Raw genomic sequence first — 26,325 nt, forward strand, 5'->3', positions numbered from 1 at the left:
GTCCGGGCGCGCCCGCAGCGCCACCGGCCCCGGAGCGCCCGCCCACCGGGCAACCCCCACCGGGCTACCGGCCCGACCCGGAGGCGGAACAGTGGCCCCGGCCGCCGGGCTTCCCGCCCTGAGCCGGGCGCGGCCCCTGGCGTCTACCGTGCGCCCCGGGCCCGGGGCGCACGGTGCGGCGGTGGCCGAACACGCCGGAGCGCCGGTGGGCGGGGTGACCTGGCACTGTCAGGGGCGCAGCGGGTGAGCTGTCACTGCCGGTGCCGCCGGTCGGGATCACCGACGGGGCCGGCCCCGAGGCCGGCCGCGATCCGGTCGGCAAGTGGATAGACGTGTTCGACGGGCAGCCGTGCCGCCGCCGCCTGTTCGTCACCCCGGCGCAGCAGGTCCCGGATCTGCCCGACGGTGGCGGTGACGTCCTCGACCGCGACGATCCAGTCGTCGACGTACCGGTCGACCGCCCGGCCCAGCGCCCACTCGAACCCCGCCCGCGTGATCTCGATGGACAGCACGCGCTCCTGCCCGGGCTTCGTGGCCCAGCCGCAGCGGTACATCATCCACAGGAACGACGGCTTGATCCACGTCATCCGCTCCCGTTTGAACGGGGCCACGAAACGGCCGGCGGCCACCGCCGGCACCGCGATGTCCGGCGGGTACGCCTGGTACACGGTGACGGTCGTGGCCGAGTGGCGGGCACGGATCTGGCGTTCGGGAACGGACACCCGCCGATCCTCGACGGTCAGGACCCGGCCGGTCCACCCGGATTCCGTGCACTCCGGCCCCATCTGGACGAGGGCCCGTGTTGCCCGCACGGTGTTCACTGCAAGCAGGTGTCCGTCGACCCAGGAGGGTGTGTATGCGGCGATGGTGGCGGACGCTGAAACCCGCCGAGCAGGTGGTGGCGCTCGGCGCTCTGGTCACACTGGTCGTGGGTGTCATCGCGGCGGTGCCGGCGTACCTCACCGCCACCAGGGAGACACCGGCGGGGGCCGATTCTGCGGCCAGCTCCACCCCACCTCCGGAACCGACGACAGGTCCACGCGGGACGCCGGAGCCGACCGACCCGCCGACCACACCGCCCACCACCACGGCACCGGCGACACCGAGCAGCCCACCTCCCACCCGGACACCGCCCCCCACGGTCGCTCCGACCGTGACCAGGACGCCGCCGGTACGGTTCGCGATCACGAGTGCGACGGTGGTGCCGAACTGCTCGGACGTGTTCGGCACGGGGGACGAGCCGCCGGCCGGCCGAACCGCCGTGCTCTTCGTCCGCCCGGCCGGCGGGAGCTACTTCTACGAGCAACCGCTGCGCTTTCCCACCCCGCACACCTGGCGGGCGAACCGGGTCGTCGTCGGCGACGACAGGTCGCCGGGACAGCGCTTCGAACTGCACGTCTTCGTCGTCAGCGACGCGTACGCCAAGGAACTCACGACGCACGACGGGACGCCCTACTCGGTCCCCGACGAGCCGGGCGAGCGGCTCACCTCGGCGGCGGTGACGCGTACCGACGAGATCGGCAACTGCTGACCCGGCCCGGGTGCCAAGGGTGTCGACGCGGCCTCGCCGTCCGGGACGGCGTCACCGTCCCCGACTGCCGTCGTCCGGTCGGCGGCTGCGCGTCAGCAGGTAGCCGGCGTAGGCGGCCAGCGCCACGGCCGCCACCGTCGCCGACGGACCGGCCAGCGCGCGGGCGCTCGCGCGGGAACCCATCGCGACCCCCGAGGAACGGTCGGCGAGCAACGACCAGCGCGACCGCCACGCCAGGGCCGAGCCGACCGAGAGCGCCGACCCGATGGACAGCACCGATCCGGCGGAGCCGACGCTGCCGATGGAGGCGATCGACCCGACGCTGCCGATGGACAGCACCGAGCCCCGCGACCCGATCGACAGCACCGAGTCGGTGGACCACAACGACAGCCGTGACGATCCGGTGGAGGTCATGGGCGCATTGTGCCGCACTCCGGTCGCTTCCGAGGGCCGATCGGACCCGCACCGGCCGGTACGCGGGGGACCGGGCGCCGCTAGGCGTCAGGTCGCGGCACCCACCAGTCGCCCAGGACGTCATGGAGGATCAGCAGGGCGGCACCGAGCAGAACCGCCGCGAGTATGCCGATGCCGAAGCCGAGAACGCCCCGGTCCCGCGGATACGTCGGGTTCCGCGCGGCCACCGCCGCCGCCGACCGTGACCACGGCCGCTCCCGGGCCGTCCAGAGCAGCAGTCCGAGACCGTACGGGCTGAAGCAGATCAACCAGAACCAGTACCACCGGGTGCCCCGGACCGGCGTCGGGCCGGCGACCACGACGACGAGAGCGACGACGGCGAGGAGGAGGCCGGCCCCGCCGACGACGGACATCGGTGACTGGACGTCACCGGCCCGGTGTTCGAGCCCGGCGGCCCGCAGTTCCTGCGCGATGCCGACGGCACCGGGTCCGGAGTAGCTCTCCTGCTCGACGGCGCCGGTGGTGGTCACCTGTCCGAACCGGTCGGTGTCCGTCCAGTGCAGCCGGCCGTCGGGCGTTTTCCACGCGAACAGCGGCCCGTAGCTGCCGGAGGCCCACAGGGTGGCAGAACCGAACCACAGGGGTGAACGGTCCACCTCCCACCGGTCACCCCACTGGTAGGCGGTCACCCGGCCCGCGACCACGTCCGCCCTGGCCCGGTCGTAGTCCTGCTGGCGCGGGGCAGTCCACCACGTCATCGTGGCCCCGAGCAGCCACAGCAGGACCAGGGCGATCCGCAACGCGCCCCACCACCGGCCGGACGGCACGCCGGAAACACCCTGACTCATGAGCGCAGTGTCCCAGCAGCGCGCCAGCCGCCGGCGTCGGTCGTGGTGCGGTCAGCGGGTGAGGCCGAGGGTGGCGATCAGGTCCTCGTGCAGCTCGAACCAGATGCGGTGGCAGGAGTCGACGTCCACGCCGGTGATCCATTCCCGGTCGTCGCCGGCCCGGGCGAGCGCCCGGGTGAACCGGTCGTGGTAGCCGGCGAAGCGGGCCAGGCACGCGGTCAGGGACCGGTCGAGATCGTGGAGCCCCTCGGCGAGCTCCGTGAGGTCGTGCAGGGTCGTGGTGGCCTCGTCGGGTCGTAGCTGCCAGGCGGTGAAGACCTGGGCCGCCCGGGCGTTGAGCGTCACGAAGTGTTCGTGGGCGCGGGCGACGGCGTCGTGCGCGTTGACGCGGTCGAGTTCGTCGCGCAGGTGCGCCTCGTTGCGCCGGCGGCCCGCCGTGGTGAGCGACCACCCGGCCAGGTCGGCGAAGGACGACCGGCTGACCCAGCCGTACGCCTGGGCGTCGAGGAGGTCCTCGTGGGTCCGGTCGGGGTCGAGGCGGAACCGGGCGGCGACGGCGGGACTGTCGGCGAAGCCGGTGAGTCGTACCGCATGCAGCGCGAGCAGGTCGGTCGGTGAGGGGTGGGTCATCGGTGATGCCCTCCGCTGATAGTGCCGTGGGTGCCGTCGACGGTGACCGGATCGCCGTCGGTCAGGGCGGTCATCGCCCGGTCGACGCCGACGACGGCGGGGATGCCGAACTCCCGGGCGACGATGGCCGCGTGGCTGAGGATGCCGCCGGTCTCGGTGACGACGGCAGCGGCGAGCCCGAACAGCGGGGTCCAGGCCGGGTCGGTGGTCCGGCACACCAGGACGTCGCCGGGCCGGACGCGGCGGAAGTCCTCCACCGACCGGACGAGGCGGGCCGGTCCCCGGGCCCGACCGGGGCTGCTGGGCACACCGGTGACCAGCGGGACGGCCACGGCCGGGTCGGTCGCGGGTGCCGGACCGCCCCGGGTGGTGACCGGGCGGGCCTGCACCAGCCAGACCCGGCCGTCGGCGACCGCCCACTCGACGTCCTGGGCGGTGCCGAAGAGGCCCTCGGCGCGCCGGCCGAGGGCGACGAGCCGGGCCACCCCGTCGGGCGGCACGCAGCTACGGGCCCGGTCCGCCTCGGCCACGGGGGACCGCACCAGACCGTGCCCGCGCAGGTCGAGGCGGGTCTGTTTAGTCCCCACGGTGAGCCGGACGACGTCCCCCGGCGGGGCCACGACCACCTCGTCGGGGGTCACCGCGCCGGAGACCACGGATTCACCGAGCCCCCAGGAGGCGTTGATCAGGACGACGTCGGCACCGGTGCGGGGGTCACGGGTGAACAGCACACCCGCGTGGTCGGCCGCCACGAGGGTCTGCACCAGCACCGGTGCGGCGGCCGGCCCGTCGCCACCGGGGTCGAGACGTGCCCGGTAGCTGCGCGCCCGTTCCGTACCCGGTGAGGCGGCGCACCGGCGCACCGCGACCAGGATCTCGTCGAGGCTGCGGGCACCCAGGACGGTCTCCAACTGCCCGGCGAACGACACCGTCGACGTGTCCTCGGCCAACCCCGACGACCTGACCGCGACCGACCCGCCGCCCAGCCGGTCCAGCTGCTCGGCGATCCGTTGCGGTTCGACCGCCGGACCGGTGACGACGAACCCGTCCGGTACGGGCAGTCCGGCGCGCAGCGCGACGCCGAGCCGGTACGCCTTCCGGCCGCACGACGGGTCGGCGTCGGCGAGCGCGACGATGCTCACGAACCGGCGTCGGCACCGCGGCGCGACAGCACCCGCTCGTGCCGCTGCTGTGCCGCCTGGGCGGTCCGCAGACCCAGCGGACGGGCGATCTGCGCCCAGGTCAGCCCCTCCGCGCGGGCGACGAACAGCAGGCCGGCTTCGAGTTGGTCCACCTCGGCCCGTGCGGCGGCCAGCAGCGCGATCGCCGCCAGCAGGTCCTCGGGCAGCTCCAGCGCGGCCCGGTCGGTGTTGGCCCGCCACAGCGCCTGGCGGATCAACGTGGTCGCGTCGTGGGGCTGCCCGTCGGCCAGCCAGGGCAACCGTGGCAGGTCCCGGCCGCCGCGGTCGGTCAACCGTCTGCGCGCCCACCGCTCGGCGTCGGCCGCGCTGTGCCGCCCGTCGTCCTCGTGCACGTCGCCAGCCTGTGCTTTCAACACCCTGTTTGTCAACAGATTGTTGAAAGATCCGGTGGTGCCCGGCCGGGTGGGCCGGGCACCACCAACTATCCGACCTGGCGGACGTCGGCGCTGGCCGGGGGTACGCCGGAGCGGCCGGGCGGGCCACTCCGGCCCCGGGGTCAGCCGGTCGCCGGCCGACCCGCCGTCGGGGTCACGCGGTGAACTCGCCGACGACGGTGTAGAGGCCGGGGCCGGCCTGGGCCAGCGCGGCGGTCCGCCGGGCGTACTCGGCCGCCTCGGGGTCGGCCTGGGTGGCCCTGACGTCGTCGGCGCTGCGCCACCGGGCGACGTTGACGACGCGGGTCCGGTCGAGGCTGGCGAGCAGGGTGACCGAGACGAAGCCGGGCCGCTGGGACACCACCTTCTCGGTGCCCTCGACCAGCAGGTCGATCACCTCCTGCTGCCGGGACGGCTCGACGTCGATGACATTGATGAACGTGACGGGGCCGGGCATCGCCTTCTCCTTCGTACGCGCTCCCCACGGGTGGTGCCGCCACGGCGGGCCGCACCCGACGCCGCGCGGAGCTGCCGGGTGAGCGGGCGGGACCGCCCGCTCTGTGAGGTAGACGACGCGGGTCGGCGAACTGTCAGGCGGTGCCCGCCGCGCCGGACGTGATCCGATAGCGGTGGGCGGCGCGCGGCGGTCGTTGCGCCGGGGGAGGGAGGAGACGGTGCCGCAGGACGCCGTGCCGGGCCACCCGGCGTCGCCGGACCCGGTGACCCGCGAGCGTGGGGTGCTCCTGGGGCTCAGCTACCGCCTGCTCGGTTCACTCGCCGACGCCGAGGACGCCGTGCAGGAGACCTACATCCGCTGGCACCGGCTCAGCGACGGGGAACGCGACGCCGTCGCCAACCCCCGCGCCTGGCTGATCAGGACCGCCGGCCGCATCGGGCTCGACATGCTCACGACGGCGCGGGCCCGCAGGGAGCAGTACGTCGGCGAGTGGCTCCCCGAACCCCTCCCGGCTACCGGCTGGAGCAGCCAGGTGGCCTCGACGGTGGCCGACCCCGCCGACCGGGTGAGCCTGGACGACTCCGTGTCGATGGCCCTGCTGGTGGTGCTGGAGGCGATGACCCCGGCCGAGCGGGTCGCGTTCGTGCTGCACGACGTGTTCCGGTTCACCTACCCCGAGATCGCCGAGATCGTCGGCCGCACCCCGGCCGCGTGCCGGCAGCTCGCCTCGTCGGCACGGCGTCGGGTCCGTGAACAACGCCGTACGCGGGTGCGTCCGGCCGAGCACGCGGCGGCGGTGCGGGCGTTCCGGTCCGCCTGGCAGACCGGCGACCTCGCCGCTCTGGTCGACGTGCTCGATCCGGACGCCACCGCGATCACCGACGGCGGCGGCCTCGTCTCGGCCTCCGCCGTGCCGCTGCACGGGCCGCAGGCCGTCGCCGGTTTCCTGCTGGGTGTGTGGGACCGGCAACCCGACCTGGTCGTCGACGAGACGTCCGTCAACGGCGAGCCGGGTCTGGTCGCCACCGACCGGCACGGCCGTGTCCTCGCCGTGCTCGCGCTCGCCGCGACCGGCACCGGCCGGGTCGGGCACCTGTGGGTGGTCCGCAACCCCCGCAAGCTGGCACGGTGGGGGCGCGTTCCCGTCGGTCGGGGCCGCTGACCGACGCCCCGGTCGGCGGCATCGACATCCCCTCCGCTGCCGCGACCGTCACCCGCGCCGACCGGGGCCTGACCGGACGACGGCCGGTCGTGCGGCCGGGCCCGCCGTCAGGCCGGCTCGGGCACGCCGCCCGGATCGCCGTCGTCGGGCATCGGCTCGACCGGCGCCTCCGGCAGCTCGCCGGGCGTATCGGGAAGAAGCTCGCCGACGTCGTCCGGCACCGGCTCACGAGGGTCGAGGGGCGGGTACACGTCCGGGTCGAGGTCAGGATTTGTCATCGGGCAATTATCCGGCACGACGGTCGTGCGCGCCCGTCGGCATCCGCCGTGCCGGCGTCGTCGCGGTCCGCCCGGCAGTGGTCGGCACGGGCGGATGCCCGGTGGCCCGGGGGAGCCCCGGACCACCGGGTGGGCTCACTTCGCGCCGGTGAGGGCGACCAGGGCGTTGGCGGTGTGGAAGTACGGGTTGCGGCCGAGGTCGCCGACGGTGGTGATGCCGAAGGCCTCCTTGAGCAGCTTGGCGTCGCCGTCGCTGACCCCGGCGAGGGCGGACACCGGGGCGTCGACGATCTCGGTGAGGGTCTTGTCCTGGTATGCCTTGTCAACCAGCGTGGTGAGGTCGGCGCTTGCGGGCATGCACACTCCTTGACTCCTGGTCGAAAATTACGACCATATCCGGACGAACTAGTTGAATTAGATCATGATTTCCCTGTCCGATCCACACTGGACCGGAGCGGAGGATCAGGCGTCCTCGTCGCCGCCCTCGTCCTCGTCGTCGAAGATCTCGTCGGCGATCATGCCCCCGGCGAAGCCGAGCGCCGCGCCACCGACCACACCGGCGGCGACCGCACCCATGCCGGGCCCGTCGTGGTCGTGGCGCTCCTCCTTGTGGTGGCCGCCGGAGTGCCCGTACCCCGCGTGCCCGTAGCCGGGCTGGCCGTAGCCCGGCTGCCCGTAGGCGGGTGCGCCGTAGCCGGGCGGCGGGGGCGGCGGGTAGCCGGGCGTCCCGTAGGCCGGGGCGGGCGGGGCATAGCCGTAGCCGACGTGCGGACCCTGCCGGCCGTCGACGGCCTGCCGGAGCCAGCCGTCGACCTGCGCGGTCCAGTCCCCGTGCGCGTCACCGTGGGCGACGTGGTGACGGCCGTACGAGTCGTGTCCACCGGTAAACAGCCCACCGTGCTTGTCCAACTCCAGCACGACGTCCACCCCGTGCTCGTTGGCGACGAAGGTCAGCTCGACCTCGTTGACGGCGTGGGCGTACTGCGGCGCCGCGTAGTACTCGATCTCCTGATAGAACGGCAGCGTCTGGTGCAGCCCCGAGATGTGGCCCCGTTCCAGGTCAGCCGCCTTCAACGCGAAACCGAGCCGGCCGAACGCCTCCAGGACGCGCTCCTGGGCGGGCAGCGGGTGCACGTAGACCGGATCGAGGTCGCCCTTGTCGACCGCGCCCCGGACGGCCACCTCGGTACGCAGACCCATCGTCATGCCGGGCAGGTGCTGACCGTTCAGCTCGGTCACCGGCGTCTCCCACGGCACCGCAACCTGGAACGGCAGGCTGAGCTGCTGCCCCTCACGCAGGAACAGGCCACCGGCGACCGGCACCCGGTGGAACTCCACGAGCGCGTCGTACTCCTCCTCCGCGCCCTCCACCTCCACCCGGGTGACCAGACCGACGGTGATCTGGTCGATCTCCACGTCGTGGCTGCCGCCGGTCAGGTTCACCTGCCCGGTGAGCGTCAGCCCCGGGCGGGTGCTCGGATTGGACAGGACCGTATCGACGCTGGGGCCGCCCACCCCGAACGCACCCAGCATCTTCTTGAACACCACGAACCTCTCCCTCGACGGCCGCCGGGCCCGCGCTGACCACGGACCCGAAGGAACTACACGAAACCGTTGCCCGGCAACGACTTCAGCGGCATCCACTGTGGAAGCCGCTGGGCCGGCAAGCTACCAACGCAACCTGAACGGCGGCTGAGTGAACCGTGGCGGACGGCCCCGCCGCAGGCCGGTGTCCGGACCGGTTCCCGGGGCCGCGCGGCGCGCGCGACGGTCAATGTCTGTACCGTGTGGACAGACGGTCGGCGGTCGACGCCGTGGTCTCCGCACCGTGATCGCGGTGCGGTGCGGGAGTGGAATATATCCGACTATAGTGGCGGCGGTCACGTCTCTGTGGTGGTGGGAAGGGCGACGATGGAACGGCCGGAGTGGGCGCCAGCGGATGTCGATCTGAGCCGGCCGAGCGTGGCGCGAGCCTACGACTACTGGCTCGGCGGCTCGCACAACTTCGAGGTCGACCGGGAGTTCGCCCGCCAGGCACTGGCCGCGGTGCCCGACCTCCGCCTGGTCGCGCGGGCGAACCGCGAGTTCCTGCACCGCGCGGTGCGGTTCATGCTCGACCAGGGCGTCCGGCAGTTCCTCGACATCGGCTCCGGCATCCCGACCGTCGGCAACGTGCACGAGATCGCCCAGCAGGTCGACCCGGACGCCCGGGTGGTCTACGTGGACATCGACCCGGTGGCGGTGACGCACAGCACGCACATCCTCGCCGGCCAGCCCAACGCGGTCGCCCTGCTCGAAGACCTCCGCCACCCGGAGGCCATCCTGGAACACCCGGAGACCCGCCGGCTGCTCGATCTCGACCGGCCCGTCGGCCTGCTGCTCGTCTCGGTGGTGCACGCGGTCCCCGACCACGACGACCCGTACGGCCTGATCAAGCGACTGTGGACGGCCCTGGCCCCCGGCAGCTGCGTGGCCATCAGCCACGTCACCACCGACAGCCGACCGGACGAGATGGGTGAGGGCACCCGGCTCAGCGGCCGGACCAACACGCCGGTCACCGCCCGTACCCGCGCCCAGGTGGAGGACTTCTTCGCCGGTCTCGACCTGGTGGAGCCCGGCGTGGTGTGGTCACCGCTGTGGCGTCCCGAGTCACCGGCCGAGGTCGGCGAGCACCCGGAGCGGATGAGCTTCTACGTCGGAGTCGGACGCCGCAGGTGAGCGATCGGCCCGACGCCGACGGAATCGACGACCGGCACCGGCCGGGCGTCGAGGAGTTCGTCACGGCGTGGGCCACCGCCCTGCACCGGGCCCACTACGTGCCGATCAGCGCCGGGCAGCGGCACCGGATCGTCAGCGCACTGGCCGACCGGCTCGTCGCCGCCGTCCTCGCCGACCCGGTACGGCCCGGCGACGGCCAGCGGATCGGCGCCGATCTGGTGGCGGCCGGCTTCGGCTCGCCGGAGGCGCTCGGCGGGACGATCGCGGTCATCGGCGCACGGCTGCTCGCCGCGCTGGGAGTCGCCGACGACCCCACCCGCGCCACCCGGCTCAACGGCCTGCTGGCGGACCTCGCGGCGGGCTTCGCGTCCGCCGCGCACGACCGCAGCCTGCGGGAACAGGACACGGTCCGGCTTGCCGCGCTGGCCGCCCGCACCCAGGCCGAGGAGGCGTTGCGGGTCAGCGAGGCCCGGTTCCGCCGCTTCGCCACCCACGACCAGCTGACCGGCCTGCCCAACCTGACCCGGTTCACCGAGGAACTGGGACGACTCTGCTCCGCCGCCGTGCCGGTCGACCGGGTCGGGGTCTGCTGCCTCGACGTCGACGACTTCGCGGCGGTCAACGACGTCCTCGGACACCAGGTGGGTGACCTTCTGCTCCGTGAGATCGCCAACCGCCTCGCCGCCCTCACCGACCCGCGGATCGACCTGGTGGCACGACTGGACAGCGACCGGTTCGCGATCCTGGTCCGCGACACCACCTGCGCCGAGGACGCCATCAAGATCGCCGACCGGGCCCTGGCCACGCTCGCCGCCCCGTTCCGCGTCAACGGCACCGAGGTGCCCCTGACGGCGAGCGCGGGAGTGGCCGAGGGCACCGTCGCCGACGACGGCGCCACCCTGATGCGGGACAGTGAGATCGCGCTGCACTGGGCCAAGGCCGACGGAAAAGCCACTCTGCGCCGGTTCGACCAGGACCGCAGCGCCGCCGACGCGGCACGCTACCGGCTGTCGGCGGCCATGCCGGCGGCGTTGCACCGTGGCGAGTTCACCGCCGCCTACCAACCCATCGCCGCGCTGCGCTCCGGGCGGCTGGCCGGCGTGGAGGCGCTGGCCCGTTGGCGGCACCCCCAGCTCGGTCTGCTGACCGCCGCCCGGTTCATCGACCTCGCCGAACACACCGGCCTCGTGGTGGCGCTCGGCCGCCACCTGCTGGAGCAGGCGTGCCGGCAGGCCAGCGATTGGCAGCGGATCCAACCCGGGCTGTACGTCAGCGTGAACGTGTCGGTACGCCAGCTCCGCCAGAACGGACTGGCCGGGGAGGTGGCGCAGATCCTCGACCGGACGGGCCTGCCGCCCCACCTGCTCCAGCTGGAGGTCACCGAACAGGCCGTGATCGACCTGACCGGCGTGGTGACGGAATCCCTCGCGGCGCTGATGGCCCTCGGCGTCCGGATCGTCATCGACGACTTCGGCATCGGCTACGCGAACCTGGCCAACCTCCGCTCCCTGCCGCTGCACGGCCTCAAGCTCGACGCCAGCCTGACCCGCCCGTCGGCGCAGCCGGTCCGGCGGCCGGGGGCCCGCCGTCCCGGCACGGACGACGACTTCCTGCGCACCGTCGTGTCCCTCGGGCACCGGCTCGGCCTGGTCGTGACCGCCGAGGGCATCGAAACCGCCCAGCAGGCCCTCCGGCTGACCGCGACCGGCTGCGACAACGGGCAGGGCTGGCACTTCGGCCGTCCGGTGCCGCCCGACGAGATCACCGCCAGCATCGTCGCGCAGCGCGACCGCGACGCGGTGTCCCACGACACCGCCCGGCCGGCGTTCCCCGCCCAGCAGCGCTGACCTGCACCGGCGCGGCAGGCCGGCCGCGCGGCGGCCCACCGACCCACCCCCGGCGGGTACGTCAGGATGGGGGAGCCCGACCCCGGCGGTGATGTGACGCCGGTCACGCCGATTGGGGACCCGATCCGGTACGGCCGTCGTCTTACCAGGTGTGAGGACAGACGTGGAAGCAGACGACGAGGGTGAACTCGTACGACGCGTCGCCCGTGGCGACCGCCAGGCGTTCGACGAGCTCTACCGGCGTACTGCCCCGTGGCTCGAGGTACGGCTGCGTCGCCGCTGCGCCGACCCCGACGTGGTGGCCGAGGTGCTCCAGGACACCTACCTGGCGGTCTGGCGGGCAGCGGGCAGCTTCGCCGGCACCCGGACGCGCACCGGCGGCGAGGCACAGGGCAGCGCGGTGGGCTGGCTGTGGACCATCGCCGCCCACCGGCTGGTCGACGCGTTCCGCCGCCGCGCCCGCCGGGGCCAGGTGCCCCAGGTGGAACTGACGCCGAGCACCGCCCCCGCCGCGGAAGACGAGGTGATGGCCGCCCGGATCGGCCAGGAACTGGAGCAGGCCCTGCTCACCCTGCCGCCCGCCGTCCGGGCCGCCCTCCGGGCCACGGTCCTCGACGGGCTCTCGGCACGCGAGGCGTCGGTGCTGCTCGGCGTACCGGAAAACACGGTGAAGTCCCGCGTCCGCCGGGCCCGGGTCGCCCTACGGGAGGCGCTGTCATGACCACCCACCCCAGCCTGACCCAGATCGACCGCTATGCCACCGGCGATCCCGGTCTCGACGAGTCCAGCGTCTGGGCGATCGAGGTGCACCTCGAAGACTGCGCCGACTGCCGTGCCCGCCTGGCGGGCAGCACCACGGCGGAGAGCCGGGCCGTGATCGACCTGGTCGCGACGGCCCTCGACCGGGAGATCGCGGCCACCCCGGTTCCCGCCGGCCGCAGACGGTCCTGGTCGGTGACCCGGCACCGCTGGTTCGTCGGCACCCTGTTGCCCTGGCTGGTCATGACGGTGACGGTGCTCGGCTGTGCCGCGCTGCTCGGCGCGCTGTGGGTCGGCCTGCCCTCGGTGGTGCTGCTGATCGCCCCCCTGGCGCCGCTGCCCGGCGTGGCGGTCGCCTGGCACCGTCGGGCCGACCCGGCCTGGGAACTGGTCGCGGCCACGCCCGCCGCCGGCCTGACGATGCTGCTGCGGCGCACGGCCGCGGTGCTGGCGTTCGTCATCCCCGCGCTCGCCGTGGTCGGCGCCGGGACCGGGGCGTCGTTGGCACTGCTGCTGCTGCCCTGCCTGGCGTTCACCGCCGCCACCCTGCTGCTGGGCACTCTCGTCGGCGTGCGCCGCGCCGCGCTCGGCCTCATCGTGGCCTGGACGCTCGCGGTGATCGCCCCCAGCCTCATCGCCGCCCGGATGCCGGTGGTGCTGTCGGCCGACAGTGCCCGCACCTGGGCCCTGGTCACGGCCGTCCTGACCGTCGTCGCCCTGCTCCGGATCGACGGTTTCCGGCGGCTCTCCCACCGCGACTGACCCCACCTGTGACCTCGCGGAACGGCCACCCGGCCGGACCGCCACCCTGCCCTTGGCAATTACCGAAGGAGACAGCGACGATGCGTGCGGTGAGCGCGGTCGAAACGACCACCACCACCCATCCCTGGGCGATCCACGCCGAAGGCCTCCAGGTCCGGGCCGGCCGGCACCTCGCCGTCAACGGCCTCGACCTGGCCCTGCCCACCGGCGTGCACGGGCTGCTCGGGCCCAACGGTGCGGGCAAGACCACCCTGATGCGCGCCCTGGCGACCGTCGTGTCCCCGGCCGGCGGCCGGTTGACACTGCTCGGACACCCCGTCGACGGCCGCTCCGAGCTGCGGGCGGTCCGCCGCGCCCTGGGCTACCTGCCGCAGCACTTCGGCTACTACCCACGGTTCACCGTGCGGGAGTTCGTCGGCTACATGGCCTGGCTCAAGGAGATGCCCAAGGCGGGGGTCGCCGCAGCGGTGCAGCGGGCCATCGACCGGGTCGGGCTCACCGCCAAGGCCGACGCCCGGATGAAGACCCTCTCCGGCGGCATGCTGCGCCGCGCCGGCATCGCCCAGGCCATCGTCAACGACCCACGGCTCCTGCTGCTCGACGAGCCGACCGTCGGCCTCGACCCGGAACAGCGGCTCGACTTCCGGGAGCTGCTCCGCGACCTCGGCACCGACACCTGCGTGCTGGTCTCCACCCACCTGGTCGAGGACGTGGTGGCGGCCTGCACCGACGTCGTCCTGGTCAACGAGGGCCGCCTGGTGTGGCGGGGCACGCCCGAGGTGCTCGCCGCGCAGGGCGACGCGGGCCACGCCGGTGACAGCCCGGCCGAGCGGGGCTACTCCGCGCTGCTGCGTCAGCACCGCGCGGAGGCCACCCGATGAGCGGGCGAACCGTCGACGTGCACGCTGCCGCCGCCCGGCGGCCCGAAGGGAAGCGGGGTGCCCGCGTGGGCGTCATGGGGATCGAACTGCGCCGCTCCGCCGCGCTCGGCGCCGGGTTGATCACGGTGGTGGTCGGGGTGGGGGCGTTGTACGCGGCGACCGGCCGCTGGTCGACCGGCTGGATGGCCCTGGCCCTGGCCATCCGGGAGTACCTGCTCCTGCTGTGGCCGCTCGCCCTCGCGGCCGGAGCCTGGCAGGGCCGCCGGGAACACCGGGCGAAGGTCGGCGAACTGTTCGCCACCACCGCCCGGCCCCGCACCGCCCGGATGCTGCCGGTGCTCGGCACGATGGCCCTCACCCTCGCGGTCGCCTACCTGCTGGTGACGGCGGCAGGCATCGTCTGGATCGTCACCACCGCCTCGTACCTGCCGCTGCTGAACTTCGTCGTCGTCACCGCCGTCGGCGCGCTGTCCCTGGTCGCCGCGGCGTGGCTCGGACTGGGCATCGGGCGGCTGCTGCCCGCCCTGGTCACCGCCCCGGCGCTGGCGGTGGGCGGCGTGCTGCTGGTCTTCTTCGCCACCATCTCGCCCCCGGAGCGGTTGGCCGCGGCGATCTCCCCGGCGCACGGCTCCGGCGGGTTCCACGACTACCAGACGATCGACAACCGGGTCAGCGGCGCGCTGGCGATCTCGATGATCACGCTCGCCGTCACCGGCCTGTTGTTGTTCGTCGCCGACGGCTGGCGACTCCGGGCGATGGCGGTGCTGCCGGTGCTGCTCGGCGTCGGGGTGGCGACGGCGATCCTCCCCAACGACCGGGACGTGCTCACCTGGCCGGTCGACCCGGTCGCCCGGGAGCTGGTCTGCACCGACGACACCCCGACGGTGTGCGTCAGCCGGGTCCACGCCACCGTGCTCGACACGATCACCCCGCCGGCCCGGGAGGGCCTCACGGCGCTGGCGAAACTACCGAACGCGCCGACCGCCGTGCACGAGGACACCCACACGATTTCGTACCGCCAGGACCCGCCGGCCACCCCCGCCGGGGTCGTCACGGTCGAGGTCCGGATCGACAAGCGGGGCCGGCTCGCCCACCCCGACGTCGTGGCCCTGGAGGTCGTCAGAGGGCTGGGCGTCCCGTACGACAGCGACTGCCAGAACCGCAACGAGACGGTAGAACGGGCGGCGGCCTACTGGCTCATGGGCCGCGAGCCGCGCTCGGACGTCGGGCTGGTCCCCGGCATGATCGAGGAGGACCCGGCGATCACCACCGACGCCAGGACCCTGTGGCAGGGCCTGCGGGCACTGCCCGAGGCGGAGGCGGTGGCCCGGGTGACGGCCGTCCGCGACGCCCTCCTGGCCTGCCGGGACACCGAGGGGCTGCTGTCCAGGAGCATCCGGTGACGGGGACGCTGCTCTACCTGCGTTCACGCCGGGTACCCCTGGCCCTGGCCGCGGCGGTCGGCGGCGCGGCGGTGATCTGGACGCTCTACCTGGCCTTCGCCAAGGACCGGGACGCCACCCCGCTGGTGGTCGTGCTGACCGTCCTGCTGATGGTCGCGGCCCTCACACCCACCCTCGCCGGCCCGGACGCGAACCTGGACCGGACGGCGTCACTGCGCTGGCCCTGGCGACGCGGCGTGCACCTGACCGCCGGCCTGGTGATCGTCCTCGCGGCGCTGCTCGCCACGCTGCACACCGGCGCCCGGTTCGGGCCGGCGGCGCTGGTGGTCCGCGACGCCGCCGGGCTGCTCGGCCTGACCGCGCTGTGCGCGAGCGTGGTCGGCACCGCCCGCTCCTGGTTCCTGCCGGTCGGCTGGACCACCATCGCGGCCATCTACCCGCAGGGCGGCACCTGGGGAGCGGTCGCCACCTGGCAGGGCCAGCCGACCGACAGCCGGACCGCCACGGTGACGGCGGCGGCGTTCGCCCTCGGAGGGCTGGTCGCCTACGCGCTCGCCGGTCCCGCCCGCACGGACCCGTCGGAGTAGCGACCCCGGCGGCGGGCAGGAACCGCGCCCCCCGGGCCCGGCCGGGGGACGGCCAGCCGGGTGGTCGAGCGCCGCGTCCAGCGGTCAGCGCGACGACGCGGCGGCGGTGCAGGCCGGCGGGAGGTGGAACCAGCGCAGCGCCTCCACGCCGGCCGGCAGGCCGGTGGGCCCCTCGTCGACCTGGTCCCGGCGGCCGGCCAGGATCTCCCGCGCCTCGTACAGGTAGTCGGCCAGCGCGTCCTCCCCGGCCCGGCGCCGCCGGGACACCGGCTGCTCCCCGCCGGCCACCAACCGGGCCAGGTCGGCCAGGCGCAGCGACCGCCCCGGGCCCCGGTGGTGCCGCCACAGGCCGGTACGGGCGTCGAAGCGGTAGTCGGCCAGCAGCCGGTGCCCCTGCCGGGCGACCAGGTCCACGGCGTCGATCAGATAGTCGGCGACCCGGTCGGACAGGAAGTAGCCGAAGGTGATCCGGGTCCACCCGGGCTTGATCCCCTCGCACCCCCGGGCGATCTCCACCCGGAACGCCTGGGAGCGTTCCTCGTCGATGCCGAGCAGGCGGTGCCCGTACGGGCCCGCGCAGGAGCACCCGCCGCGGGCCTGGATGCCGAACAGGTCGTTGAGCAGCGCCACCACGAAGTTGTGGTGCAGGTGGCGGGTGCCGTGGCGGATCTGCACCGACACGATGGGCAGCCGCCGCGCCCGGGGGTTGCCCAGGACCACGATCCCCGGGTTCGTCGACCAGCGGCGCAGCGCCCGCGACCACAGCCGCTCCTCGCGGTCGGCGATGACGTCGGTGCCGACGGACTGCTTGAGGGCGAACACCAGGCCCGCCCGGATCGACTCGACGATCGCCGGCGTGCCACCCTCCTCGCGGGCCACCGGATCGTCGAGGTACCGGTGCCCGACCGGGTCGACGAACGCCACGGTGCCGCCACCGGGGACCACCGGAACCCGGTTGCGCAGCACGTCGCGCCGCACCACCAGCACACCGGGGGTCTGCGGGCCGCCGACGAACTTGTGCGGGGACAGGAAGACCGCGTCCTTGCCGTCCGCGGCGCCCGGCGTCGACTCGCCCATCCGGATCGGCACGTACGGGCCGGCGGCGGCGTAGTCCCAACACGACAGCGCACCGTGGGCGTGCAGCAACGCCGCGATCGCGTCGGTGTCGGACAGGATGCCGGTGACGTTGGAGGCGGCGGAGAAACTGCCGACCCGCAGCGGGCGGTCCGCGTACCGGACCAGCCGCTCGGCCAGCTCGGCCCGGTCGATGTGCCCGTCGGCGTCCGCGCCGATGACGACCACGTCGGCGTACGTCTCCCGCCACGGCAGCTCGTTGGAGTGGTGCTCGTAGGGGCCGACGAAGACCACCGGACGCTGCTGCGGGGCGATGCCGTCCAGCAGGCCGTGGCGGCGCGTCGGCCCGTCGGGCAGCCGCAGTTCGAGGACGCCCACCAGCTTGTCGATCGCCGCCGTGGCCCCCGCACCGCAGAAGATCACCGCATGGTCGTCGCTGCCGCCGACGGCGTCGAGGATCGTCCGCCGGGCGTCCTCCCGCAGCCGCCCCGTCGCCCGGCCGGTGGCGGAACTCTCGGTGTGGGTGTTGGCGTAGCGGGGGAGCACCCAGTCCCGGACGGTGTCCTCCACGAAGTCCAGCGCCCGACCGGAGGCGGTGTAGTCGGCGTAGGTGATCCGGCGTGGCCCGTACGGGCCGTCCAGCACCTCGCCCTCGCCGATGACCCCGTCGCGGATCCGCGCCAGCAGCCGCTCTGTGTCGACCGTACCCATGTCGCGCTGCCTCCCCACGGCGATGGCGACGGGGCGGGTCGACGGGGTGTCGGCGAGCGTCGGTTCCCCGACCGCTGTCCACAGTGTGCCCGACCGGGCGGCCCCACCGCTCGCCGCGTCCGTCTGGTGTCCGCGCCCGTGCAGGTGCGACGATCTCCACCGGCCCTGCCGACGACCCGAGGAGAGCGCGATGGCGACCGGTGCCGAGTTGGACGACTGCCGGCGGGTCGCCGAGGAGGCGGCCCGCCTCGGCGGCCGGGAACTGCTGCGGCGCTTCGGCGACCACGGCCGCGTCGACTACAAGACCGCCCCCACCGACCTGGTCAGCGAGGCGGACCGGGCCAGCGAGACGCGCATCGTCGAGCTGCTGCGCGCCCGCCGCCCCGGCGACGGCATCCTCGCCGAGGAGGGCAGCGACCACGTCGGCGACTCCGGGCTGCGCTGGGTGCTCGACCCGCTCGACGGCACCGTCAACTACGTCTCCGGGATACCGTTCTGGTGCGTCAGCGTCGCCTGTGAACAGCAGACACCGGACGGGTGGCGGCCGGTCGTCGGGGTGGTCCACGACCCGGTCCACGACGAGACGTTCTGCGGCGTCCGGGGCGGCGGTGCGATGCTGAACGGCACGCCGCTGACCCGGCGCGCCGACATCCCGCTCGGCGAGGTCGTCCTCGCCGCCGGCTACGCCTACGACGTCGCCCACCGCCGGGTGCAGGCGGCCGTGGTCACCGACCTGGCCGGTGACGTGCGCGGGGTGCGGATGCTGGGCTCGACGGCGCTGGCGCTGGCCTGGATCGCGGCGGGCCGCTGCGACGCCTACGTCGAGGACCGCACGTTCCGCTGGGACTGGGCGGCCGGTCAGGTGATCGCCGTCGAGGCCGGCGTCGCGGTCGAGGTGAGCGGCAGCCGGGTGCTCGCCGCCCCACCGGAGCTGATCGACGGCCTGCGTCCCCGGGTCGCGGCGCTGGGCTGACCCGCGTCCGGCGGGGCGTCAACCGGCGCCGAGACAGACGAACGCCGCCGCCGTGGCCCCGGCGGTGCCGTCGCCGGAGGCGACGAAGGCCCGCTGGGCGTCGGCGAGCGCCTGCGCCGGGCGCAGCCCCGACCGCATCCGCCGGTGCAGGTCCAGCATCAGCGCGGTGGTGGGGTCGGCCGGCACCGGCAGCACGGTGGCGACCAGGCACCGTGCGCCCAGGCCGAGCAGCACGGCGGTGAAGCCCATGACCTCGTCGCCGGGGCGGACCCCGGTCAGCCCCGAGTCGCACGCGGACAGCACCACGCAGCCGGGCGGCCGGGCGACCCGCTCCCACTCGTAGGCGAACAGCGGCCCGTCGGCCAGCTCCAGGGTGGAGAACTGTGGATTGTCGGCGCGGAAGGTGCCGTGGGCGGCGATGTGGACCAGGCCGGCCCCGTCCAACGCCGCGGTCAACGCGTCGGCGGTGGCGTCCGCGCCGGTGAGCAGGGTCGCCCCCGGCAGCACCTGCGCGAGCCGGCCCACCTCGGCCCGACCCGCCGGCAGGCGCGGCCCGCAGGCCAGCACCGACGGCCCGGTCGGGGGCTGCCCGCCGTCCGCCCGCAGCCAGGCCGTGGCCGACGGGGCGACCGTCACGGCGCGCCCGGCGCAGGTCGGCAGACCCGACCACGCCACCGCGTGCAGGGCCCCGACCGGCACGATCACCAGGGGACGGTCGCCGAGGTGCCGGCGCAGCGGATCGAAGAGCTGACGGTCCAGTGCGGCGGCGGCGTGCCCGGCCCCGTCCCGCGCGGTCGCCGTGTCGCCGGTGGTGACCAGCCGGCGCAGGGCGAACCGGTGCCACCGGGTCAGGTGCACCGCCTCGGCGAGCGGACCGAGATCGTGCAGGCTGGCCCGGCCGTCACGGACCAGCACCGCCCGGAGCCGGTCGCCGTGGGCGACCAGCTCGACCAGCACCCGGGGGCCGAGCCGCCCGGCGAGCACGCCCACGCCGGGCGGGTTCACCACACCGGTCCCACCGGGTACCCGGCGGGCCAGGTCCCGGATGCGCTGCTCCAGCCGCGCCTGCCGACCACGCAGGGCGTGGGCCGGCCGGCCCGCCAGCACCTCGTCCTCCAGCAGGCTGCTGACGAGCCGCAGTTCGGTGAGCGCCGCGAACAGGTCCGGGTCGTCCGGGGGCAGCGCCGGACGCATCCGCAGGGTGTTGGCCCGCCAGCGTTCCGCCCAGGCCAGGGTGCGGGCCGGGGAGCCGGCCCGCACCGCGATGTCGAGCCCCTCGGCGGCCAGTTCCCGCCCGTACGTGCCACTGTGGGCCCGCAGCTCCGTGGCGCCGAGCGACGTGCGGTGCCGGTCGAGCACGGCCAACCCCCGCCGCAGCGCCCGGGCCGCTCCGGCGTCGTCACCGGTGAGCCGACGCGAGCGGGCCAGGGCGTACCAGCCCTGGGCGCGGCGGGAGGCGGTGCCCCGACGGCGGGCCTGCGCGGCCACGTCGAGCAGGGGCACGGCCCGGTCGACGCGACCCGCGGCGGCGGCCAGCAGACCGGCTTCGAGACGGGTGGTCAGCGCCGGCCCCGGCCACCCGGTGGCGTCGAGTTCGTCGGCCGTCCGCACCATCGCGGTGAGCAGGGCCGCCGTCCGGGTGCCCCGGCGGAACTCCGCCCGCAGCTCGACGTGCCGGGCGAAGGCGGCCCAGGTGCGGCGGCCCTGACGCCGGAACCTGACCCGGGCCTGCGCGGCGGCCGCGGTCGCGGTGTCCAGGTCGTCGGCGAGCAGCGCGGCCCGGGCCTGGGCGAGCAGCGCCTCGGCGAGATCCGAGGCCATGCCCCGGCGGTGCAGCTCGCGTACCGCGGCGGCGGCCACCTCGACCGCCTCGTCGAGCAGCGGCACCGACAGCAGCAGCTCGAACCGGTCCAGCAGCAGCGCCGGACGCGGAACGTCGAGCCGCCGGTACTCCTCGTCGACGTCGGCGAAGCAGCGCAGCGCCACGGCGATCTCGCCGCGTTGCCCGGCGGCGATGCCGCTGTTCCACCGGGCGTCGGCCGCGGCCAGGTCGAGCCCGAGCCGGTGGAAGACCGCCGCCGCCCGGGAGAGGTCGTCGTCGGTGCCGCCGGAGGAACCCCGGTGCGCGTTGAGCAGTCCACGGTTGTTGCGGGCGCGGGCCTCCAGCAGCGGATCGTTCTCGCGTTGGGCGATGTCGATGGCGATGCCGTAGTCGCGCACCGCCTCGGCGTAGCGCCCGCGGTAGTGCAGCACCACCCCCCGCTGCATCCGGGCCCGGCCGGCGTCGGCGCCGGCGAGCTGGGGCAGCGCGGCGGTCACCGCCCGCAGCGCCGCCGCCGTACGACCGGCGTTCGCCAGCACGTACCCGAGGCTCATCCGGGCCAGCGCCCGGGTACGGGGGGTGCCGGCCACCCGTACCGCCCGGCGCAGGTGGCGCAGCGCGCCGGGCAGGTCGTTGAGTTCGCGCAGGGCCAGCCCGACGGCCCGCTCGGCGGTGGAGCGCTCGTCGTCGTCGGCGGTCTGGCTGGCGAGCACCCGCTGGGCGATGCTGATCGCCTCGGGTGGGTATCGCTGGACGGCGTCGAGCGCCGCCTGGGCCGCCGCGGCACCGCAACCGGTGCTGTCGGGCATGCCCTAGAGAGTCCACGACGAACAGCCGTGAGTCAACGTCGGGAATCCATCGCGGGAATGTCGTCAATGGGTGTCCTGCTCGGTTACCCGTAATTGACAACCGGCGATGGTTCGGAATAATTGGCGGTCGGGGAATTCGCCGCGCCCACCATCGGTGGGCGCGCTTCTCTCACGAGCATGGAGGATCCGTGCCGCCGTCTGACCACCCCACCGTGCCGGGTCCGGGTGGCCGGCTGTCCCGACGGCGGGTCCTGGCGCTGTCCGCGCTGGCCGTGGCGGCGCCGTTCGGTGTCGTGCCGCGTCCGGCCCCGGCCGCCGCCGGCGACACGGACGCCACCGCCTACCAGAAGGCGTTCGAGGCCGCGCTGGCCGCCGACCAGAACGTACGCCGGTACACCGCACCCGGCCGGGAGATCATCTACCGTCCCCGGCAACTGCTCGCCGCCAACGCCGACGCCAAACGGGTCGCCACCTGGCTGCGTGCCCACGATTATCCGGTGACCGTCGGCACCGGATTCGCCGGTGTCACCCGGCTGCTGTTCGACCGGGAGACCGACATTCCCGGCGTGGTGGGAAAACTGCGTGACCCCCAACAGTGGCCCGGCCAACCGGTGCCGGCGGTACAGCCCCACCACGTGCTGATCGGGCTGGGCAACATCATGGGAAACCCGGGCACGCCGCCCCGCTCCGCCGCGGCGCTGCCGCCCCCCGACCCGACCCGGCTCGGTGAGGGTGCCGGCGTCACCGTCGGCATCTGCGACACCGGGATCTGGCAGCAGGCCGGCGCCTGCCACCCGCAGTGGCTCGGCGGCGCGTACGTGCCGCAGGTCGACGACGAGGACCCGCTCTACGTCCACACCGACGTGCTCGCCCCGCAGGGCGGGCACGGCACCTTCGTCGCGGGGGTGGTCCGGCAGGCCGCCCCGGGCGTCCGCGTCGACCCGGAGCAGGCCCTGGACCCGACCGGGGTGGGCGACGAGGCGTCGGTGGTGGCCGCCCTGAGCCGGCTCGCGCCGCAGGTCACCGTGTTCAACCTTTCCCTGGGCGGCTACACCCTGGACGACCAGCCGTCGCTGCCGCTGGCCAACGCGGTGGCGGCGTTGCCGGCGACGAGCGCCGTGGTCGCGGCGGCCGGCAACGCCGGCACCAGCCGACCGGTCTGGCCGGCCGCCCTGGACCGGGTGCTGGCGGTCGCGGCGGTGAGCCAGACCACCGGCGGCCCGGTGCCGGCGGCCGACAGCTGCTACGGGCCCTGGGTGGACGCCTGCGCCGTCGGCGAGCGGCACAGCACCTACGTCGAGGGGCAGCTACCGCTGCCCGGCAGGCCGGTACGGATCTTCCACGGGTTCGCCATCTGGGCCGGCACCTCGTTCGCCACCGCACACGTCTCCGGGCGGCTCGCCGCCCTGATGACCGCCGGCGGCCTCAGCGCGGACGCGGCGCGCACGAGCCTGCTCGCCGCCCCCCGCTGGCACCCCGACTACGGGGTGCTCGTCGGATGAGCCGTGTCGACACCCGGGCGGTGACCCGGTGACCGGTGCCAGCGCGACCAACCTGCTGTCCGCCGCCGCCGGCGGGGACGAGTCGGCCTGGGCCGAGCTGGTCCGCCGGTACACCCCGATCGTGTACGCGGTCATCCGCGCCTACGACCTCAGCCGCTCCGACGCGGCCGACGTCAACCAGACCGTCTGGCTGCGCCTGGTGGAGCAGTTGGGCCGGGTACGCGAACCCGAGGCGCTACCGGGCTGGCTGGCCACCACGACCCGCCGCGAGTGCTACCGGCTGTCCCGGCTGAGCCGCCGGTCCCATCCCGTCGACCCGTACGACCAGAGCCTGGAGAGCCACCACGGGTTCTCCCGGGAGTTGGCCGCGATGACGCCCGCCCCGGACGACGAGTTGCTGCGGGCGGAGCGTCGACAGGCGTTGCGGGCGGGTTTCGTGCAGCTCCCGTCGCGCTGTCAGGCGTTGCTGGCGCTGCTGACGGCCGACCCGCCGATGAGCTACCGGGAGGTCGCCGAGCGGCTGGGCGTGCCGGTCGGCAGCATCGGGCCCACCCAGGCACGATGCCTGCGTAGGCTGCGGGAGTGCCCGGCGATCGTCGAGTTTCTCGGAGCTTCCACCATCGGTACGAAACGGGGGTGAACCGGATGGACCCGTGGCCGCCGGCGGATGACGAGGCACTCACGACGGAGCTGGGCGCGGCCCTGTGGGACACCGGGCCGGTCTCGGAGGCGTACCTCAGCGCGGCCCTGGCCGCGTTCACCTGGCGTACCGCCGACGCGGAACTGGCCGTCGCCGAGCTGACGTTCGACTCGGCGGTCGACGCCGAGCTGGCCGGCATGACCCGTTCCGCGGCGTCCGCGCGGACGCTGTCCTTCCGCGCCGGGTCGGTGCTGGTGGAGATCGAGGTGACCGACGCCGGGATCGTCGGGCAGCTCTCCCCGTCCGGTGGCGGACGGGTCAGTGCCCGGACGGCCTCCGGCACCTACGACGAGGCGTCGGTGGATGCCGTGGGTTTCTTCTCGCTGGGCGTCCCACCGCCGGGCCCGGTGCAGCTGTGTGCCCGCACCGTCGGCTACGCGGTGTCCACCGCCTGGGTCTGCCTGCGCTGACCGTCGGCCCGGTGCGGCCGGTGTCCGGCCCCGACCCGACCGACGACGGTGGGGCGCGGGCCGGACGGCCCGCGCCCCACCTGGAGGTGGCGGCGGCGTTACCCCCGCTGCTCGCCCGCCAGCAGGTACTGCACCCCGCCGAGGTCAGCCCGCTCGGTGCCGTCGGCGTCCGGCCCGAACTGGGTCACGTTGAGCGCGGTCTCCTTGGCCAGGGTGGTGTCGGCCGAGAAGGCCAGCGAGAACTCGATGCGCTCACCGGGCTTCAACACCAGCCCGCTGATGCTGGCCTTCGTCGGTTCCACGATCTCCAGTTCGGTCTTGCCGACCTGCCGGATGCCCGTGCCGACCTTGCCGGTGGCCTGCCAGCGCTCGAACAGGGTCGGGCCGAGGTCGACGAAGACCCGGGCGCCCCGGGCCTGCTCGGCCGGCTGGGTGAAGACCAGGTCGTTCTTGGTCTCCGCGGCGGTCACGTTGCCGATGGCGAACGGGCGGACGACCCGCGGTCCGCCCGAGACGAGCCGGACCGAGTCGACGTTGCGCCAGGCGATGTTGTTGTTGTACTGGGTGTTGACGCTGGTGCTCGGGCCCTCGAAGGTCATCGGGTCGGTGGGTGACACCCAGCGGGCCAGCAGGCAGAAGTGGCCCGGTCCGGGCACGCCGGTCCACGGGATCGTCACCGTGGTGACGCCGGGGTAGACGGGCACGCTGACCGCGCCGATCTGGGTCCAGTGCGTCGGCCAGGTGGCGCCGCCGCCCGGGGTCGTCCGGTAGACCCGCAGCACCCCGTTGTCGATGCCCGAGCCGTACGGGCCGTTGTTGCGCACCTTCAGGAACAGATAGTTGGTGACCCCGACGATCGGGTTCTGACTGACGGCGCACTCCACGGCGGTCGGGCAGACCTTGATGTCGGGGCTGGCCCACAGCGGGCCGTACGAGTGTGGCTGGATGCCGGTGTCGGCGGCGACGTCCTTCATGTAGACGTCGGTACGGGCCGCCGCGGCGGCCTTGCCCTGCGGTGCCTCGCCGGGTGCCGCGGCGGCGGCGGTGACCGCCAGCAGCCCGGCCAGTGCCGCGCCCGTGAGGACGGCCAGCGTCGAGCGGCGGACACGCTTTCCTACCTTGCCCATGACAGGTTTTCTCCCATCGGCGGGGGACGCCGAGTCCGGCGTGTTGCGATGCCGTGTCGACGCGATGACGTCGTTGAAGAGCCGTGAACGTGCCGGGAAATACCGTCGTGGGGTCCGCCGTCAGATGACGCCAGGACCGGCAAAAAAGACAACCATCGATGCGCGCGACGGCTTCCCGGACTGTCACCTGATCGAAGAAAGTCGATTAGCATTGGTGCCCGCGAGGGTCACCGACACCCGGTGCCGTCCGGCATCCCTCGCTCCGCCGCGCAGCCGTGCGCCGTCCCCGGAGAAACCACAGCCGCCATGAGACTGACAAGCAGCCTTCTCGGTGCCGCCGCGGCGGTCGTGACGCTGGCCGCCGCCCTCGACGCCGTCAGCGCACCCACCGCGGCCTCGGCCGGCACGACCCCGCCCTCCGGCACCGCCGTGCCGAGCAGCCCGCCGCCCAGCGGGGCCGCCTGCACCGTCCGGTATTCGGTCTACACCTGGGACACCTACCTGACCAGCAGCATCACCGTCACCAACACCGGCGTCACCACGATCACCTCCTGGCGGTTGACGTTCCCGCTGCCCACCGGGCAACGCATCACCACCGGCTGGAACGCGGTGTACTCGCCGTCCAGCGGCACCGTCACGGCCCGTGGCCTGGACGACCACGTCACCATCGGGCCGGGCGCCTCGATCGCCATCGGGTTCGTGGCCGACCACACCGGCGACACCGGCAGCCCGTCCGCGTTCACCCTCAACGGGACGCCCTGCGCGCTGAGCTGAGCCGGCCGGGGTCAGTGGACCGACGGCGGCCAGCGGTGTCGGCGCCACTGCTCCCACGTCGTGAATCCCGGCGGCGGACCGTCGATGGGCTCGCTGCCGTCGAGCTCGCCCGGCGTGGGAACGTCGAGGCAGGCGGCCCACTCGGCGAGTTCCCCGTCGGACATCGGCCAGGTCGTGTGCGGTGCGTCAGCCTGGCGTTGGTCACGCCGTCTGCGCTGCTCGGACGGGGTGAGCGCGCAGTAGTGCAGCTCCACCCTCGCGCCCAGGTCCACTGCGGCCCGGCGCAGGGCGGAACGCTCGTCGCGGCTCCACAGGCCGTAGTCGAGCACGACGTTGGTGCCGAGTTCGAGAGCGCGCAGCCCGATCTGGATGAGCCGCCCCTCGATCACGGCCCCCGGCAGGGGAGGATTCCCGGGTCCGTAGAGCGCCTTCACCCACTCGTCCTTCGTCAGACGAAGCGCACTGTGCTCGGTCTCGATACGCCGTGCCGTCGTGGTCTTCCCGGTGCAGGGGAGTCCCACGGTCAGGAACAGTGTCGGTTGCCCCATCGTCACCCCCTGGCCGGATGCC

At 74.2% G+C, this 26,325-nt stretch carries 28 protein-coding genes; 14 read left to right on the forward strand and 14 right to left on the reverse strand.

The window, feature by feature from the left end; genetic code table 11:
• Positions 1-251: 251 nt before the first annotated feature.
• On the reverse strand, positions 252-722 hold the full coding sequence (locus H1A17_RS07575) for a DUF4291 family protein (protein ID WP_145920596.1): 471 nt from the start codon (positions 720-722) through the stop codon (positions 252-254).
• Between the two features lie 134 nt (positions 723-856).
• Between H1A17_RS07575 and H1A17_RS07580 the strand changes: the two genes are divergently transcribed.
• Positions 857-1,531, forward strand: a complete 675-nt coding sequence (locus H1A17_RS07580) for a hypothetical protein (protein WP_194821485.1) — start codon at positions 857-859, stop codon at positions 1,529-1,531.
• A gap of 51 nt (positions 1,532-1,582) precedes the next feature.
• Here the strand turns inward: H1A17_RS07580 and H1A17_RS07585 are convergent, their stop codons facing one another.
• The 6 genes from H1A17_RS07585 to H1A17_RS07610 all read right to left on the reverse strand — a co-directional run bounded on the left by H1A17_RS07585 (position 1,583) and on the right by H1A17_RS07610 (position 5,456).
• Positions 1,583-1,945 carry a hypothetical protein gene (locus tag H1A17_RS07585; RefSeq protein WP_145920594.1) on the reverse strand — a complete coding sequence of 121 codons (363 nt, stop codon included), beginning with the start codon at positions 1,943-1,945 and terminating at the stop codon, positions 1,583-1,585.
• Positions 1,946-2,025: 80 nt separating this feature from the next.
• The gene (locus tag H1A17_RS07590; protein ID WP_194821486.1) at positions 2,026-2,793 is read right to left on the reverse strand and encodes a hypothetical protein; all 768 of its coding nucleotides are present in this window, start codon (positions 2,791-2,793) and stop codon (positions 2,026-2,028) included.
• Between the two features lie 51 nt (positions 2,794-2,844).
• Positions 2,845-3,423, reverse strand: coding sequence for a transcriptional regulator (locus tag H1A17_RS07595; RefSeq protein ID WP_194821487.1), 579 nt, complete (start codon positions 3,421-3,423; stop codon positions 2,845-2,847).
• On the reverse strand, positions 3,420-4,565 hold the full coding sequence (locus H1A17_RS07600; protein WP_194821488.1) for a PEP/pyruvate-binding domain-containing protein: 1,146 nt from the start codon (positions 4,563-4,565) through the stop codon (positions 3,420-3,422). The genes H1A17_RS07595 and H1A17_RS07600 overlap by 4 nt, the downstream gene beginning before the upstream one ends.
• Positions 4,562-4,957, reverse strand: coding sequence for a hypothetical protein (locus H1A17_RS07605; protein ID WP_145920590.1), 396 nt, complete (start codon positions 4,955-4,957; stop codon positions 4,562-4,564). Before H1A17_RS07605 ends, H1A17_RS07600 begins: the two co-directional genes overlap by 4 nt.
• Positions 4,958-5,153: 196 nt before the next feature.
• Complete coding sequence (locus tag H1A17_RS07610) at positions 5,154-5,456, reverse strand: antibiotic biosynthesis monooxygenase (protein WP_194821489.1); 303 nt, start codon at positions 5,454-5,456, stop codon at positions 5,154-5,156.
• A 217-nt stretch (positions 5,457-5,673) separates the two neighbouring features.
• Here H1A17_RS07610 and sigJ point away from each other — a divergent pair, with 217 nt between their 5' ends.
• Positions 5,674-6,618, forward strand: coding sequence for an RNA polymerase sigma factor SigJ (gene sigJ, locus H1A17_RS07615; RefSeq protein ID WP_309236726.1), 945 nt, complete (start codon positions 5,674-5,676; stop codon positions 6,616-6,618).
• Between the two features lie 107 nt (positions 6,619-6,725).
• Here sigJ and H1A17_RS07620 read toward each other — a convergent pair whose 3' ends face one another.
• The 3 genes from H1A17_RS07620 to H1A17_RS07630 all read right to left on the reverse strand — a co-directional run bounded on the left by H1A17_RS07620 (position 6,726) and on the right by H1A17_RS07630 (position 8,444).
• Positions 6,726-6,896: a hypothetical protein gene (locus tag H1A17_RS07620; RefSeq protein ID WP_168222526.1), complete on the reverse strand. Its 171-nt coding sequence runs from the start codon at positions 6,894-6,896 to the stop codon at positions 6,726-6,728.
• A gap of 135 nt (positions 6,897-7,031) precedes the next feature.
• Entirely contained in the window at positions 7,032-7,253 is a 222-nt protein-coding gene (locus tag H1A17_RS07625) for a hypothetical protein (RefSeq protein ID WP_145920588.1), read from the reverse strand.
• A gap of 105 nt (positions 7,254-7,358) precedes the next feature.
• Positions 7,359-8,444, reverse strand: a complete 1,086-nt coding sequence (locus H1A17_RS07630; RefSeq protein ID WP_194821490.1) for a sporulation protein — start codon at positions 8,442-8,444, stop codon at positions 7,359-7,361.
• Between the two features lie 363 nt (positions 8,445-8,807).
• Between H1A17_RS07630 and H1A17_RS07635 the strand changes: the two genes are divergently transcribed.
• From H1A17_RS07635 to H1A17_RS07665, 7 genes are all read left to right on the forward strand, one after another.
• Positions 8,808-9,614, forward strand: coding sequence for an SAM-dependent methyltransferase (locus H1A17_RS07635; RefSeq protein WP_145920586.1), 807 nt, complete (start codon positions 8,808-8,810; stop codon positions 9,612-9,614).
• On the forward strand, positions 9,611-11,461 hold the full coding sequence (locus H1A17_RS07640) for a bifunctional diguanylate cyclase/phosphodiesterase (protein WP_309236727.1): 1,851 nt from the start codon (positions 9,611-9,613) through the stop codon (positions 11,459-11,461). The genes H1A17_RS07635 and H1A17_RS07640 overlap by 4 nt, the downstream gene beginning before the upstream one ends.
• A gap of 163 nt (positions 11,462-11,624) precedes the next feature.
• Positions 11,625-12,182, forward strand: coding sequence for an RNA polymerase sigma factor (locus H1A17_RS07645; RefSeq protein ID WP_145920585.1), 558 nt, complete (start codon positions 11,625-11,627; stop codon positions 12,180-12,182).
• A complete protein-coding gene (locus H1A17_RS07650) occupies positions 12,179-12,982 on the forward strand; it encodes a hypothetical protein (RefSeq protein ID WP_145920584.1) in 804 nt (267 codons plus the stop codon). The genes H1A17_RS07645 and H1A17_RS07650 overlap by 4 nt, the downstream gene beginning before the upstream one ends.
• 80 nt (positions 12,983-13,062) lie before the next feature.
• On the forward strand, positions 13,063-13,863 hold the full coding sequence (locus tag H1A17_RS07655; RefSeq protein ID WP_145920583.1) for an ABC transporter ATP-binding protein: 801 nt from the start codon (positions 13,063-13,065) through the stop codon (positions 13,861-13,863).
• Positions 13,860-15,266, forward strand: a complete 1,407-nt coding sequence (locus tag H1A17_RS07660) for a hypothetical protein (protein ID WP_228543097.1) — start codon at positions 13,860-13,862, stop codon at positions 15,264-15,266. Before H1A17_RS07655 ends, H1A17_RS07660 begins: the two co-directional genes overlap by 4 nt.
• Positions 15,263-15,853 (forward strand): hypothetical protein, encoded by a 591-nt coding sequence (locus H1A17_RS07665; protein WP_145920582.1) that lies wholly within the window; start codon positions 15,263-15,265, stop codon positions 15,851-15,853. The genes H1A17_RS07660 and H1A17_RS07665 overlap by 4 nt, the downstream gene beginning before the upstream one ends.
• Before the next feature lie 84 nt (positions 15,854-15,937).
• On the opposite strand, the gene H1A17_RS07670 is transcribed toward H1A17_RS07665, so the two are convergent.
• Positions 15,938-17,638 carry an aminotransferase class V-fold PLP-dependent enzyme gene (locus H1A17_RS07670; RefSeq protein WP_145920581.1) on the reverse strand — a complete coding sequence of 567 codons (1,701 nt, stop codon included), beginning with the start codon at positions 17,636-17,638 and terminating at the stop codon, positions 15,938-15,940.
• Positions 17,639-17,828: 190 nt separating this feature from the next.
• On the opposite strand from H1A17_RS07670, the gene H1A17_RS07675 reads away from it, so the two are divergent.
• A complete protein-coding gene (locus H1A17_RS07675) occupies positions 17,829-18,611 on the forward strand; it encodes an inositol monophosphatase family protein (protein ID WP_168222525.1) in 783 nt (260 codons plus the stop codon).
• Positions 18,612-18,629: 18 nt separating this feature from the next.
• Here the strand turns inward: H1A17_RS07675 and H1A17_RS07680 are convergent, their stop codons facing one another.
• Entirely contained in the window at positions 18,630-21,242 is a 2,613-nt protein-coding gene (locus tag H1A17_RS07680) for a CHAT domain-containing protein (RefSeq protein WP_194821491.1), read from the reverse strand.
• Positions 21,243-21,430: 188 nt separating this feature from the next.
• Here H1A17_RS07680 and H1A17_RS07685 point away from each other — a divergent pair, with 188 nt between their 5' ends.
• From H1A17_RS07685 to H1A17_RS07695, 3 genes are read left to right on the forward strand one after another with little or no spacing between them, the layout of a single operon-like run.
• Entirely contained in the window at positions 21,431-22,744 is a 1,314-nt protein-coding gene (locus H1A17_RS07685) for a S8/S53 family peptidase (RefSeq protein WP_240762213.1), read from the forward strand.
• A 28-nt stretch (positions 22,745-22,772) separates the two neighbouring features.
• Positions 22,773-23,384 (forward strand): RNA polymerase sigma factor, encoded by a 612-nt coding sequence (locus H1A17_RS07690; protein ID WP_194821492.1) that lies wholly within the window; start codon positions 22,773-22,775, stop codon positions 23,382-23,384.
• A gap of 5 nt (positions 23,385-23,389) precedes the next feature.
• The gene (locus tag H1A17_RS07695) at positions 23,390-23,854 is read left to right on the forward strand and encodes a hypothetical protein (RefSeq protein WP_145920578.1); all 465 of its coding nucleotides are present in this window, start codon (positions 23,390-23,392) and stop codon (positions 23,852-23,854) included.
• A gap of 98 nt (positions 23,855-23,952) precedes the next feature.
• On the opposite strand, the gene H1A17_RS07700 is transcribed toward H1A17_RS07695, so the two are convergent.
• Complete coding sequence (locus tag H1A17_RS07700) at positions 23,953-24,981, reverse strand: hypothetical protein (RefSeq protein WP_145920577.1); 1,029 nt, start codon at positions 24,979-24,981, stop codon at positions 23,953-23,955.
• Positions 24,982-25,287: 306 nt separating this feature from the next.
• Between H1A17_RS07700 and H1A17_RS07705 the strand changes: the two genes are divergently transcribed.
• Positions 25,288-25,755, forward strand: a complete 468-nt coding sequence (locus H1A17_RS07705) for a cellulose binding domain-containing protein (RefSeq protein ID WP_145920576.1) — start codon at positions 25,288-25,290, stop codon at positions 25,753-25,755.
• Positions 25,756-25,766: 11 nt separating this feature from the next.
• On the opposite strand, the gene H1A17_RS07710 is transcribed toward H1A17_RS07705, so the two are convergent.
• On the reverse strand, positions 25,767-26,303 hold the full coding sequence (locus H1A17_RS07710) for an ATP-binding protein (RefSeq protein ID WP_145920575.1): 537 nt from the start codon (positions 26,301-26,303) through the stop codon (positions 25,767-25,769).
• Positions 26,304-26,325: the final 22 nt, after the last annotated feature.

The organism is Micromonospora sp. S-DT3-3-22 (assembly GCF_015354745.1).
Taxonomy (GTDB): Bacteria; Actinomycetota; Actinomycetes; order Mycobacteriales; family Micromonosporaceae; genus Micromonospora; species Micromonospora wenchangensis.

Excerpts from the sequence above, each read along its gene's own strand:
- H1A17_RS07675 (WP_168222525.1), top strand. The coding sequence starts at position 17,829 with ATGGCGACCGGTGCCGAGTTGGACGACTGCCGGCGGGTCGCCGAGGAG.
- H1A17_RS07625 (WP_145920588.1), bottom strand. The coding sequence starts at position 7,253 with ATGCCCGCAAGCGCCGACCTCACCACGCTGGTTGACAAGGCATACCAG.
- H1A17_RS07705 (WP_145920576.1), top strand. The coding sequence starts at position 25,288 with ATGAGACTGACAAGCAGCCTTCTCGGTGCCGCCGCGGCGGTCGTGACG.
- H1A17_RS07585 (WP_145920594.1), bottom strand. The coding sequence starts at position 1,945 with ATGACCTCCACCGGATCGTCACGGCTGTCGTTGTGGTCCACCGACTCG.
- H1A17_RS07590 (WP_194821486.1), bottom strand. The coding sequence starts at position 2,793 with ATGAGTCAGGGTGTTTCCGGCGTGCCGTCCGGCCGGTGGTGGGGCGCG.
- H1A17_RS07650 (WP_145920584.1), top strand. The coding sequence starts at position 12,179 with ATGACCACCCACCCCAGCCTGACCCAGATCGACCGCTATGCCACCGGC.
- H1A17_RS07635 (WP_145920586.1), top strand. The coding sequence starts at position 8,808 with ATGGAACGGCCGGAGTGGGCGCCAGCGGATGTCGATCTGAGCCGGCCG.
- H1A17_RS07660 (WP_228543097.1), top strand. The coding sequence starts at position 13,860 with ATGAGCGGGCGAACCGTCGACGTGCACGCTGCCGCCGCCCGGCGGCCC.
- H1A17_RS07580 (WP_194821485.1), top strand. The coding sequence starts at position 857 with ATGCGGCGATGGTGGCGGACGCTGAAACCCGCCGAGCAGGTGGTGGCG.
- H1A17_RS07595 (WP_194821487.1), bottom strand. The coding sequence starts at position 3,423 with ATGACCCACCCCTCACCGACCGACCTGCTCGCGCTGCATGCGGTACGA.
- H1A17_RS07695 (WP_145920578.1), top strand. The coding sequence starts at position 23,390 with ATGGACCCGTGGCCGCCGGCGGATGACGAGGCACTCACGACGGAGCTG.
- H1A17_RS07700 (WP_145920577.1), bottom strand. The coding sequence starts at position 24,981 with ATGGGCAAGGTAGGAAAGCGTGTCCGCCGCTCGACGCTGGCCGTCCTC.
- H1A17_RS07655 (WP_145920583.1), top strand. The coding sequence starts at position 13,063 with ATGCGTGCGGTGAGCGCGGTCGAAACGACCACCACCACCCATCCCTGG.
- H1A17_RS07710 (WP_145920575.1), bottom strand. The coding sequence starts at position 26,303 with ATGGGGCAACCGACACTGTTCCTGACCGTGGGACTCCCCTGCACCGGG.
- H1A17_RS07680 (WP_194821491.1), bottom strand. The coding sequence starts at position 21,242 with ATGCCCGACAGCACCGGTTGCGGTGCCGCGGCGGCCCAGGCGGCGCTC.
- H1A17_RS07670 (WP_145920581.1), bottom strand. The coding sequence starts at position 17,638 with ATGGGTACGGTCGACACAGAGCGGCTGCTGGCGCGGATCCGCGACGGG.
- H1A17_RS07610 (WP_194821489.1), bottom strand. The coding sequence starts at position 5,456 with ATGCCCGGCCCCGTCACGTTCATCAATGTCATCGACGTCGAGCCGTCC.
- H1A17_RS07620 (WP_168222526.1), bottom strand. The coding sequence starts at position 6,896 with ATGACAAATCCTGACCTCGACCCGGACGTGTACCCGCCCCTCGACCCT.